At 45.8% G+C, this 10,158-nt stretch carries 14 protein-coding genes and 2 pseudogenes; 13 read left to right on the forward strand and 3 right to left on the reverse strand.

Features of this window, described 5'->3' with window-relative positions; genetic code table 11:
- Window positions 1-527: 527 nt before the first annotated feature.
- Window positions 528-1,635, reverse strand: a protein-coding gene (locus tag PSE6802_RS32430; RefSeq protein ID WP_156815370.1) for an IS3 family transposase whose coding sequence is annotated in 2 segments (ribosomal slippage) — window positions 528-1,367 and window positions 1,369-1,635 — 1,107 coding nt in all. Because the reading frame shifts where the segments join, the coding sequence is not laid out codon by codon here.
- 173 nt (window positions 1,636-1,808) lie between these two features.
- Here PSE6802_RS32430 and PSE6802_RS0101635 point away from each other — a divergent pair.
- From PSE6802_RS0101635 to PSE6802_RS34595, 7 genes and pseudogenes are all read left to right on the forward strand, one after another.
- The gene (locus PSE6802_RS0101635; protein ID WP_019498340.1) at window positions 1,809-2,657 is read left to right on the forward strand and encodes a DEAD/DEAH box helicase family protein; all 849 of its coding nucleotides are present in this window, start codon (window positions 1,809-1,811) and stop codon (window positions 2,655-2,657) included.
- A gap of 210 nt (window positions 2,658-2,867) precedes the next feature.
- Window positions 2,868-3,706 (forward strand): IS5 family transposase gene (locus PSE6802_RS27335; protein ID WP_156815411.1). Its coding sequence is split into 2 segments (ribosomal slippage): window positions 2,868-3,216 and window positions 3,216-3,706, totalling 840 coding nucleotides; the frame shifts between segments, so codons are not numbered across the junction.
- A gap of 19 nt (window positions 3,707-3,725) precedes the next feature.
- A complete protein-coding gene (locus PSE6802_RS0101645; protein WP_019498341.1) occupies window positions 3,726-4,028 on the forward strand; it encodes a hypothetical protein in 303 nt (100 codons plus the stop codon).
- Complete coding sequence (locus PSE6802_RS0101650) at window positions 4,025-4,318, forward strand: hypothetical protein (RefSeq protein WP_019498342.1); 294 nt, start codon at window positions 4,025-4,027, stop codon at window positions 4,316-4,318. The genes PSE6802_RS0101645 and PSE6802_RS0101650 overlap by 4 nt, the downstream gene beginning before the upstream one ends.
- A 25-nt stretch (window positions 4,319-4,343) precedes the next feature.
- Window positions 4,344-4,730: a transposase gene (locus PSE6802_RS27340; RefSeq protein WP_019498343.1), complete on the forward strand. Its 387-nt coding sequence runs from the start codon at window positions 4,344-4,346 to the stop codon at window positions 4,728-4,730.
- Window positions 4,624-5,214 (forward strand): annotated as a pseudogene (locus PSE6802_RS27345) (transposase family protein); the annotation flags it as partial. The gene PSE6802_RS27340 and the pseudogene PSE6802_RS27345, both read left to right, overlap by 107 nt.
- A gap of 23 nt (window positions 5,215-5,237) precedes the next feature.
- Window positions 5,238-5,444, forward strand: a complete 207-nt coding sequence (locus PSE6802_RS34595; protein WP_071592249.1) for an integrase core domain-containing protein — start codon at window positions 5,238-5,240, stop codon at window positions 5,442-5,444.
- 219 nt (window positions 5,445-5,663) lie between these two features.
- Here the strand turns inward: PSE6802_RS34595 and PSE6802_RS0101665 are convergent.
- A protein-coding gene (locus PSE6802_RS0101665) for an ISKra4 family transposase (RefSeq protein ID WP_156815358.1) occupies window positions 5,664-6,739 on the reverse strand; the annotation gives its coding sequence in 2 pieces (ribosomal slippage) (window positions 5,664-6,581 and window positions 6,584-6,739; 1,074 coding nt in all).
- A gap of 104 nt (window positions 6,740-6,843) precedes the next feature.
- Here PSE6802_RS0101665 and PSE6802_RS33010 point away from each other — a divergent pair.
- Window positions 6,844-6,987, forward strand: a complete 144-nt coding sequence (locus tag PSE6802_RS33010; RefSeq protein ID WP_019498345.1) for a hypothetical protein — start codon at window positions 6,844-6,846, stop codon at window positions 6,985-6,987.
- Here PSE6802_RS33010 and PSE6802_RS0101680 read toward each other — a convergent pair.
- On the reverse strand, window positions 6,984-7,781 hold the full coding sequence (locus tag PSE6802_RS0101680; protein WP_019498346.1) for a Uma2 family endonuclease: 798 nt from the start codon (window positions 7,779-7,781) through the stop codon (window positions 6,984-6,986). The genes PSE6802_RS33010 and PSE6802_RS0101680 overlap by 4 nt on opposite strands.
- An 80-nt stretch (window positions 7,782-7,861) precedes the next feature.
- On the opposite strand from PSE6802_RS0101680, the gene PSE6802_RS0101685 reads away from it, so the two are divergent.
- The 5 genes and pseudogenes from PSE6802_RS0101685 to PSE6802_RS33995 all read left to right on the forward strand — a co-directional run.
- Window positions 7,862-8,200, forward strand: coding sequence for a helix-turn-helix domain-containing protein (locus PSE6802_RS0101685; RefSeq protein ID WP_263970276.1), 339 nt, complete (start codon window positions 7,862-7,864; stop codon window positions 8,198-8,200).
- A gap of 105 nt (window positions 8,201-8,305) precedes the next feature.
- Entirely contained in the window at window positions 8,306-8,908 is a 603-nt protein-coding gene (locus tag PSE6802_RS30670; protein WP_019498348.1) for an HU family DNA-binding protein, read from the forward strand.
- Between the two features lie 98 nt (window positions 8,909-9,006).
- A complete protein-coding gene (locus PSE6802_RS0101695; protein WP_019498349.1) occupies window positions 9,007-9,372 on the forward strand; it encodes a hypothetical protein in 366 nt (121 codons plus the stop codon).
- Between the two features lie 91 nt (window positions 9,373-9,463).
- Window positions 9,464-9,781 (forward strand): transposase, encoded by a 318-nt coding sequence (locus PSE6802_RS0101700; protein WP_019498350.1) that lies wholly within the window; start codon window positions 9,464-9,466, stop codon window positions 9,779-9,781.
- Between the two features lie 164 nt (window positions 9,782-9,945).
- Window positions 9,946-10,158, forward strand: a pseudogene (locus PSE6802_RS33995) (hypothetical protein); the annotation flags it as partial.

The following is a 10,158-nucleotide window of genomic DNA, read 5'->3' on the forward strand; positions in this document are numbered from 1 at the left end:
ATCTACTAGACACCTAGCTAGGGGATAGATCTTGAGATCCAGGGATATCTGGGGAAAAAGAGATCGATGGATCGATATCGAATTGGAAATGATTATGCGAAATGATTAGAGTCTTAATTATTCCGCCACTTGGATCTGGCGATTTCTATAATCATTGTGTTCTAAATACTCCAAGATAGGCTTTTCAGGAGTAGCGGAAACTTCGTGGCACCACCTCAATTCCGAGAAAACAGTAAGTGGGTTGAATTTGCCATAAGGTTACATCTTAAAACTCAAAATTATTGAGAATCAAACGGCAAATCAAGGTTTTTAACTCTATGTTATTTAGAATATGTTTAGTTATTAGAGGTGCCCTAATGTGGTTTATGTATTTACAGAGATTGCCTCAGTATCTAGGGGAGTATGGTGAATATGAAGCGAGTACCATATAAAGTGCTCCCCATTGTCAAGACAAAAAACTACAAAAATTAAGATAGGAAGTCGCGCAGATAAAGGGTAAGCAAAATAACTACATATTTACCTCCCTATCAGGGTTGTTTAAAATGAACTGTAGACGGGGGCTGATAGCCCAGAGACTGATGCAGTCTTTCATTGTTGTAGAAGTGGAAATATTTCTCCAATTCCTGCATCGCTTCTTTAACCGATGTATAAGCTTTTGGGTATACCTCCTCGTACTTCACCGATCGCCATAGTCTCTCTACAAATATGTTGTCTAACGCTCTTCCTCTGCCATCTTGGCTAACCGCTATCCCCTTTTCCTCTAATCTGCTAGTGAACGCCACACTGGTAAACTGACTGCCTTGATCGGAGTTGAATATCTTGGGTGTGTTCTGAGTCAAAGCCTTCTCCAAGGCGCTCAGGCAAAAGGTGATGTCCATCGTGTTGGATATTTCCCAAGACAGTACATACCTGCTATACCAGTCGATGACTGCTACCAAATAGATGTATCCTTGGGGCAGTGGAATGTAGGTGATATCTGTACTCCAGACTTGGTTGGGAGTCGTAATCTCCTCCTCCTTTAAAAGATAGGGATACTTTCTCACATTGTCTTTGGCTATACTGAGGTTTGGTTTGGGATAGATGGCCTCTAGACCCATCATTCGCATCAACCTTCTCACCCGTTTAGGGTTGACAACTTCACCTTGGGTCGCCAACCAGGCAGTCATTCTTCGCACACCGTAGAAGGGCGTTGCAGTGAACTGTCGGTCTAGCATCCGCATTAGTCTCAGGTTATGCTCGGTTTCTGGTTTGGGTTCGTAGTAGAAACTAGACCTTGCCAGTCCCAATAGTTCGCACTGCCTGCTGACAGAAATTGACAGATGCGCCGGTTCAACCAATTTTTTTCTCTCAGCTACTGACAATGCCAGATTTTTTTTTCACCCAGTCCAGTTCCACTTTGAGCTGACCTATTTGCTGGTAGAGCGCTGCAGTCAGATCCTCTTGTGTTTTTTGCTTCTGGCCTCGATTACTGGCAAAAAGGGTTGGTATTTCCTCTAGCAGTTGCTTCTTCCATAGTGTGACTTGTGTAGGGTGTACTTCTGCCTCACTAGCTATTTCGTTGATTGTTTTCAATCCTTTGGCTGCTTCTAGTGCGATTTTGGCCTTGAATTCCGCACTGTGTTTTTTTCGCTGCATTGTTTATAATTTCTCCATACTATTGTGGTGATGGTTGGCAGCTTTTCTATCTTAACCTCCTGTCCGATTTCTAGGGAGCATTATAATAACACCTTTACTTGAACGATCTTACATTAAAATTATTCAGTAATTATTTCTGGCTATGTAGCTGAGGCACTTGTAAGCAGGTATTAATGAACCGTAATGAGTCGAGAACTAGACAAGATCTAATTGACCCTGCATTAGTAAGAGCAGGTTGGAATCTCAACGATCGCAGCCAGATAGGGTTTGAAATTCCTGTTGATGGTTACGATGCGGAACCTTGGAATGGCGTTACGGACTATTGTCTCTACTTGCCCAATGGGGAAGTAATTGCCGTGGTTGAGGCAAAACGCCAAAGCCGACAGCCTGAAGTAGCAGAGCAACAAGTTCGGCATTACGTTACCGAAATAGCTCAACAGCAGAGCTTTCAGCCGTTTGCATTTATGACGAACGGCGATCGCACGTTTTTCTGGGATGTCGATCGCGAGAGTAAGCGGCAAGTTGCGGGATTTTTCTCGCTGAGGGATTTGCAGAATTTGCTCTATCTGCGTCAGAACAAGATCCCTTTGCAGCAGTTAAGCGTGAATCTGGCGATCGCGGGGCGGACGTATCAGCAAGAAGCAGTTCAACGGGTAAGCGAGCGGTTTGATGAGGGGCATCGCCGTGCTTTGATGGTGATGGCGACGGGAACGGGCAAAACGCGCACGATTATGTCTTTGGTCGATTTGTTCTCTAGAGCATCTCAAGCACGTACTGTACTATTTGTTGCCGATCGCGACGAATTAGTTAGGCAGGCGTTAGATGACAATTTCAAGGTTTTTTTGCCTGATGAACCACGCGATCGCATCCGTACATACAACATTGACTACACGAAGCGTTTGTATGTTGGTACTTTGCAAACTTTGGTGAGGTGCTACAAAAAGTTTACGCCTGCTTTTTTTGACTTGATTATCTTTGATGAGTGCCATCGCTCGATTTACAATAGACCTCTTGCAGATTAGGTTGAGGTTGAGTTGCCAAAGAACCCCAAGATAGGAAAATATCAGGACATAGCAATAACGAAAAAGCGTCCTGATGATGAACTATATAATAGCGCAAACCCTACCTGCTGCACACTAGACCTCTTGCAGATTAGGTTGAGGTTGAGTTGCCAAAGAACCCCAAGATAGGAAAATATCAGGACATAGCAATAACGAAAAAGCGTCCTGATGATGAACTATATAATAGCGCAAACCCTACCTGCTGCACACTTTAAGCGTCGATTTGGTATCGAGACTAATACGTTCAAAGCAATTGTGAAAGTGCTTAAACCAGAGTGGCGAGCAACGCCAACACCTGGAGCCAAGCCTAAACTCGGACTAGAAGACCGCATATTGGTTGCCTTCGAGTATTGGCGGGAATATCGCACCTACTTTCACATCGCCACTAGTTGGGGCATCAGCGAGTCTACAGTTTGTCGAATAGTGCATTGGGTAGAGGAGACTTTAATCCGCTCACGTCGCTTTCGACTACCTGGGAAGCGCCAGTTGGTGCGGGGCTTTGGGATACCTACAGTCGCGACGTTGATGTGACTGAAACTCGCATTGAGCGTCCTAAGCGGCACCAACGTGCCTTTTATAGCGGCAAACAGAAAGGGCACACGCTCAAATGTCAACTCATAATTGACGCTCTTACTGGGCAGATTATCTGTACGTTTTTCGGCAAGGGGCGACGGCATGATTTCAAGCTGTTCAAAGCTTCTGGCATCCATTTCCATCCTCAAACCGAGAGTTTGCAGGACAAGGGTTATCAAGGCATCCAGAAACTGCATCTCTACTGCCGCTTACCCCACAAGAAACCGAAAGGTGGTCAGCTTACGCCCGAGCAGAAAGCGTTCAACCGCCAACTTGCGCGCCAACGGGTTGGCATTGAGCATGTTAATCGCCGCTTGAAGATCTTCCGCATCTTATCTGGACGCTATCGCAATCGTCGTCACCGCTTTGGTTTGCGTTGCAATCTAATTGCTGGTCTCTACAATTTTGAACGCTCTCAAGGCTCCTCAGTTGGCTAATTTGCAAGAGGTCTAATATGTGCAAAATGGATTCCATGGTGAATGGTTTGCTTTTGAAGACAATGTTGCACGGGATGCTGAATCTTTAGATAGAGATAGATTCTCTATAGATTGGGCTAGATTGTTTCCTGGAGCCTGTGATTGTCTCAAAAAAGAGAAACCTAAAGAGACTATATTTCATCTCAAAGTAAAGTTAGAATATGGAGATAATCATATTCATCCTCTAAGACCAGTTGCTTACCAAGGTAAAGCAACATATAGCAATGGAGCTAGTCGTAGTTCTCCCCGTATTAACAACATTCCACAAGAAAGATTACTATGAGCATTGAGCAGTGGCAAACATTAATCAAAGAAATTGAAGTTAAGGATATGAGGATATTAGAGAGTCAAAATAATGAGTTGACAATACAAAAAAAGAAGAAATTTGAAAGATTTGAAGCACTTACAGGTGTGCCTCTACCGGATGGTTATAAGGAATTTTGTCATGTTTTTGGTACTGGAGGCTTTGGCAAAGACGGGATAAGGATAGTCTATGCTGACTGGGAATATAGTTTAAGTTTTAGAAGCCATTTAGGAAGTAAAAGGCGCACCAAAAGCAGGTATAAATACTGATGAAGTCTAGTATAAACCTGAAGAGATGCGCCGATCCTATAATACCGATTTATCCAACCAAGAATGGGAAATTATCGCACCCATGCTACCCAAACCATCAAAATGGGGTAGGCCACCCAAAACAAATATGCGAGAGTTACTGAATGCCATTTTCTATATACTCAAAAATGGTTGTACATGGCAGAATCTACCCCATGACTTTCCGCCTTACTCAACGGTCTATTTCTACTGGCAAAGGTGGGAAAGAACTGGGCTACTGGAGGAGATTAATCGCAAATTGAGCCAACAATTTAGGGAAAAGGTTAGTAAAGAGGCGACCCGAGGAGACTTTAATCCGCTCACGTCGCTTTCGACTACCTGGGAAGCGCCAGTTGGTGCGGGGCTTTGGGATACCTACAGTCGCGATCGTTGATGTGACTGAAACTCGCATTGAGCGTCCTAAGCGGCACCAACGTGCCTTTTATAGCGGCAAACAGAAAGGGCACACGCTCAAATGTCAACTCATAATTGACGCTCTTACTGGGCAGATTATCTGTACGTTTTTCGGCAAGGGGCGACGGCATGATTTCAAGCTGTTCAAAGCTTCTGGCATCCATTTCCATCCTCAAACCGAGAGTTTGCAGGACAAGGGTTATCAAGGCATCCAGAAACTGCATCTCTACTGCCGCTTACCCCACAAGAAACCGAAAGGTGGTCAGCTTACGCCTGAGCAGAAAGCGTTCAACCGCCAACTTGCGCGCCAACGGGTTGGCATTGAGCATGTTAATCGCCGCTTGAAGATCTTCCGCATCTTATCTGGACGCTATCGCAATCGTCGTCACCGCTTTGGTTTGCGTTGCAATCTAATTGCTGGTCTCTACAATTTTGAACGCTCTCAAGGCTCCTCAGTTGGCTAATTTGCAAGAGGTCTATCGAACGGTTGTGGCGATCGCTGAAATACGAGTTGATTTACTTAATCGCTTTCGAAGATGGTATTCATTTGAATAAGGAAGTACGAAAATGGTTTAATTGGTATAATCAAGAGCGTCCGCATCAAGCATTGAATTATCGCACCCCAGAACTTGTTTACTGGGAAAGGCTTTCAGGTAGTGTCTCCACTGGAGAATCATTTCCTAAAACCACTTGATGAGGAAATTAGAGATCTCAATTTCTCAGAGCTTAGAGATCCCTCAAAGTTGTTCAGGCGATTGGGGCCACTTCATAATGCCAATTGCCATAACCAATCAAAGACCTCAGCCAAAGCAACCTCCCACCCGTAACCACTTCAGCACAACACAAATGGAAATACTAAAACTTCCTATAGTGTAAGGATTTATCATTAATGCTAAGATTAAAAGGGAGCATCTCAGTTTTGCAAGGCAAGGTTAAGAGAGCCATTAAGGTAAGCAGAACGGTGTTTGAGGACTTGTGGCACATTATCACGGTTCCATTGAGCGCCAGAGATTTTGATGCGTCTAGCGATTTGCTTAACAGCAGATTCCACTGCGCCAGAACCAATAGAGCAAATCTGCTCGGTTTGGAAATACCAATAATCAGGAATACGATGGCGATGCTTGTGCAGATAAGCAATAAAATTGATGCTCTGAGGACTAGCTAAGTGATTGAGCTCAGCAATAGCTGCAGTCACATTACCCCGCCACAAAAAAGCTTCGACCCCAGTCAAAAGTTGAGCTGTAGCCTCAATTTTATGCAGGTTTTCCACCAAATGGAACCAGTCCAAGATTTCATAGCGACTATCAGGTATAGAGATCTGGGCAATAATATTCCAAATCCCATCATGTCCATCCCCAATACAGGTAACCATATCTGCTAAAGGCTGTCGATTTACCCAGTCTGTTAAGGCAATGTTATCTTGAAATGTGGCAAATATGGCTTGTCCATGCAAGTTCACAGCTTTATAGTCCTTCCACTCACTTGGCTGTCCAAGTGGCGTGCGCAGTCTGATTCTGCCTCCATCGACACTTAATTCCTCGACCGACTCTTCTACCTCTAGGGGGCTAAATTCATGGCGATGCACCAGGCGCTGTTGTGTACTGCGCGATATTTGCACTCCCATCAACATGGCTAAGTCTTTGGCGGCTTGTTCGTAGGATACATTCGCACTCAAGATCAGGCTACATCTTTCCACATACGGGCTCACCTGGCTATAGGGGGCTACTTTGAGCTTCTGCGCTTGCTTTTGCGTGAGGTGGAGCTGTCCGATGCTGCTTTGCACTCGCCTGCGGCGTCCTGCTTCTGTGCCCGTAACTGTGCGGATAAAAAACTCCCTATTTCTGGGCTGACATGTTCGAGGATTTGCTGCCGCACAGCGATTTCGATCCCTTCCAAGCTGGTTAGTTGTTCCGATGGTGTATTCTGATAAAGGATGGCGGCAATAGCTTGAACGTGCGCTTGCATTTCTTTTTCCTGCTCTGGAGTCATGGTTGCTCTCCTTGGGGTTGGTTTCTCGTATTCCTATCTTCTGATTTCTTCCCCCTTTTGGCTACCCATCTATATTAAGCATTATTACTCAGTGCAAAGTTGAGATGCTCCCAAACTTTTTGGGAATAGCGATCGCCGCAGTATTTATTCAGGAATATCACCGAAGCGATCGCATTACTGTTTCAGTGCAGAGCGATCGCAGATTTCCCAAACTTACTGATTTGCTTGAAACCAGCGATCGCCGTTAAATGTCATCAGGATTAATCCCAAGCGATCTGAGGTATGCTGCTAGTTTTTCCTTTTCTTGACGTTCTTGTAATTTTTCTTGACGTTCTTGTAATTTTTCCTGACGTTCTTGGATGGCGATCAAACGTTCTTGATCGGCGATCGCCTCAGCTTCTAATCTAGCTTGTTTTTCAAGCGATCGCTCTTGTTCTGCCTCCTCATAAGAACGTAAAATTTCATTAGAGATGGGGTCAAAGAAGCGAAACCTTTTATTTGGATATAAACGTAGGTCTAAACCTAATACCTCACTATGCAATGACAACACACCATCTGGCAAAATAGACGGAGCGATCGCCCCATATTTGCCTTGCTCCAGACGCACTCCCTGCAAAGGCTGCGGTTTTAAATAGTCCCCAGATGGATCGAACTGAAAATATTCCTTGACTCCCAGAGTCCGGTAAATTAACGGATTCTCATCCCGGTCTTTGCGCACCGTTCCCTTCGAGGTAATCTCTAAGACAAAATCAGGAACCTTGCCGCCTTCTTCCCACAGCTTATAGCTGCGGCGATCTGCACTACTCATGCCAAATACGACAAACGTATCCGGTGCGATCTTCTTATCGGGATTATTCTCTTCATAGAAAATGAATAGATTCCCAGACACGTAAACATCCTGTCGAGGCTCGAACCAAAGCCTGAGTGCCTCTGTCGTATAGCTCAGATTACGCCTCTGTTTATCACCTTCAGCCATCGGCTCAAAGTCCTCTTCCAAATATTCAATTGTGGGGGTTAGCTTGAGTTCGCCAGAAACAGTCATGGTACGGCACTCCAAGACACGTGAGATCCAAGCCTAGATTAACATAATTGCCGAGGTAGATAAGCACGATTTCGTGCCGAATGCGTTCCGCCGCCCGATCGGTGAACCCAACGCCTACACTGCAAACGGTATTACCATTCCCCTTTACTTCTGACACAATAGATAACAGAAGATTTTCCAGCGATCGACCCATGCTAATTGAACAGAATATAACGTTAGCCACCCTGGTGCGCGAACTACGCTTTCGATTGGGACTGACCCAGGAACAATTTGCCGCTGAGTTGGGGGTTACTTTCGTTTCGGTAAATCGCTGGGAGAATAGCAAAACCCAGCCATCGCCAATGGCACTACGACTGATGCAATTGATGTTGCAAGAAATGGGCGATCGCGGAGCCGATCTACTAGACCGCTATTTCTGAGCTATTGCATCTGTTATTACACTCTTTCTAGTGACTCAATGTCTCTTACCCTAAGCTGTCTCTGTAATCGAAACGATAAACACAGAGAAACTTCAGGAGACATCCATGAATCAACTCGAACTAGCCAATGCGATCGCTCAGGAACTTCAGATTGGCGGTTACGATGCCGATCGCTTCCTCAAAGTCACGCTCGAAAAAATCATCTCGGTGGTGACATCAAATCAACCAGTGGAACTGCAAGGCTTCGGCACATTTGCCATGCGCCCTAACGCTCCGCGCACGGGGACAAGTCCTGCTACAGGCGAACCGTTTAATATCCCTGCCCGCTGGTCAGCGTCCTTCAAAATCGATAAAGCTTTCAAAGAGCGTGTCGAAGCCGTTCCCCTCGATACATCGAGTCCAAGCGTTACACCTGTTGCCGTATCGGACATCATCGCCCCTGGCGACAAACCCTATTACTTCACCGTCCAGTTCAGCGACGATATCGGCATCAAAGCCTCTACCATCGGCGGCAAGAACAGCGAACTCGGCGAACTCGATGTGCGCGTGACTGGCCCCAATGGTTTCAACCAACTTGCCAGAGCCACAAGAACCAAAGCTACTGCCGACAAGAAAGGACGGATCGTTACCTATGCCGTCGGCGCTCCTGGTGGCGTGTGGGACTTCACCGCTAACGGTCAATACCAGATCGATCTATTAGAGGCGTAAGTTTCGGACTTGATGGGCAATTTCCTATCGTCCACTACCGTCGGCAACTTTAACGTGGCAATCCCTGGTGGTAGCGGTGTTGGTTAAGGAGGAGATTCATGACCTACGCTGAGTTTCTTTCAACCTTGCGATCGCTTTTATCTGGCTTACTTTATCCCTCCGAATCTGATTTCCCTGTAGAAGTTGTACCACGCGGACTTTCCTACAGAATGCCCAGTAGTGGAGAAGTGAGGGACTTAGACCGTGTCTTCAAGATGCGGCATATCGAGGACTGGATGGGTGAGGGAGAGCGATCGCTTGCCCAGAGATGGCAGTCGGTTTACGACCACATCAGCAACAATACCATCGCCACAACCGCATGGCACTACAAAGTCAACCGCAAGAACTACACCCATGAGCAAGTAGTCATTCTGCTACACGCTCAAGGGGTTGTAGGACTTCGCATCCGTCTTGTTGAAACATAGGAGATTGTGCCCGTGACAACATGAGGTGGACCCCAAAAACTGGACAGGGGGTTAAGCTCTGAACCACACAAAATAATGATAGGAGTAGTTCATGAGTAACAAACGCAAGCAGTACAATCCGCAATTCAAAGCGAAAGTTGCCCTGGAAGCGATTCGGGGCGAGAAGACCATCTCGGAATTGGTAAGTCAGTATGAAGTTCATGCAACGCTGATTAACAACTGGAAACGACAGTTGCTGGATGAAGCCATTAGCCTGTTTGAGAAAAGTAGTGGGGCGCATAAAGCTGATGAGAGCCAACAAGCCGAGATTGACGAGTTATATCGTCAGATCGGACAGTTGAAGGTAGAACGGGATTTTTTAGCCAACAGGTCAGCACAGTTGGGGTTGAAGAACGCAAAGCCCTGGTAGTGTCTGACCATTGTGAACTGAGTATGGTGCGGCAATGCCAATTGCTAGGGATTGCTCGTTCCAGCTTCTACTACACGACTTGGAAGGTTAAGCAGGTAAGGTCTAAAAAGGGCAACAAAAGGCTAAGATGAAGGAATAAACGACGAAAAAGCCTTGTTTTGCCAATGTTATTACCTTTTTTCAGGCTGGTAGGAGTAGCACCAACCATAGCTAAAGGGATGCAGGCATATCGCAGCGTGTTTTGTCGCGAAGAGGGATTTAACCACGTCAGTCGATATGTCAATGGTTTGATTCTAAGTCCCAACAAGACATTACAAGGGATCCACAGCCAAATAGTGTGGCCAGAGGGAGAAGCCGTGAGCCGACGGGCAATGCAC

Origin of the sequence: Pseudanabaena sp. PCC 6802, from assembly GCF_000332175.1 — a bacterium.
In the GTDB taxonomy this organism is placed as follows: domain Bacteria; phylum Cyanobacteriota; class Cyanobacteriia; order Pseudanabaenales; family Pseudanabaenaceae; genus PCC-6802.

Bases quoted from the DNA above. Each gene is read 5' to 3' on its own strand.
- PSE6802_RS0101635 (WP_019498340.1), top strand. From the start codon at position 1,809: ATGAACCGTAATGAGTCGAGAACTAGACAAGATCTAATTGACCCTGCA.
- PSE6802_RS0101650 (WP_019498342.1), top strand. From the start codon at position 4,025: ATGAGCATTGAGCAGTGGCAAACATTAATCAAAGAAATTGAAGTTAAG.
- PSE6802_RS27340 (WP_019498343.1), top strand. From the start codon at position 4,344: ATGCGCCGATCCTATAATACCGATTTATCCAACCAAGAATGGGAAATT.
- PSE6802_RS33010 (WP_019498345.1), top strand. From the start codon at position 6,844: ATGCTCCCAAACTTTTTGGGAATAGCGATCGCCGCAGTATTTATTCAG.
- PSE6802_RS0101680 (WP_019498346.1), bottom strand. From the start codon at position 7,781: ATGACTGTTTCTGGCGAACTCAAGCTAACCCCCACAATTGAATATTTG.
- PSE6802_RS0101685 (WP_263970276.1), top strand. From the start codon at position 7,862: ATGCGTTCCGCCGCCCGATCGGTGAACCCAACGCCTACACTGCAAACG.
- PSE6802_RS30670 (WP_019498348.1), top strand. From the start codon at position 8,306: ATGAATCAACTCGAACTAGCCAATGCGATCGCTCAGGAACTTCAGATT.
- PSE6802_RS0101695 (WP_019498349.1), top strand. From the start codon at position 9,007: ATGACCTACGCTGAGTTTCTTTCAACCTTGCGATCGCTTTTATCTGGC.
- PSE6802_RS0101700 (WP_019498350.1), top strand. From the start codon at position 9,464: ATGAGTAACAAACGCAAGCAGTACAATCCGCAATTCAAAGCGAAAGTT.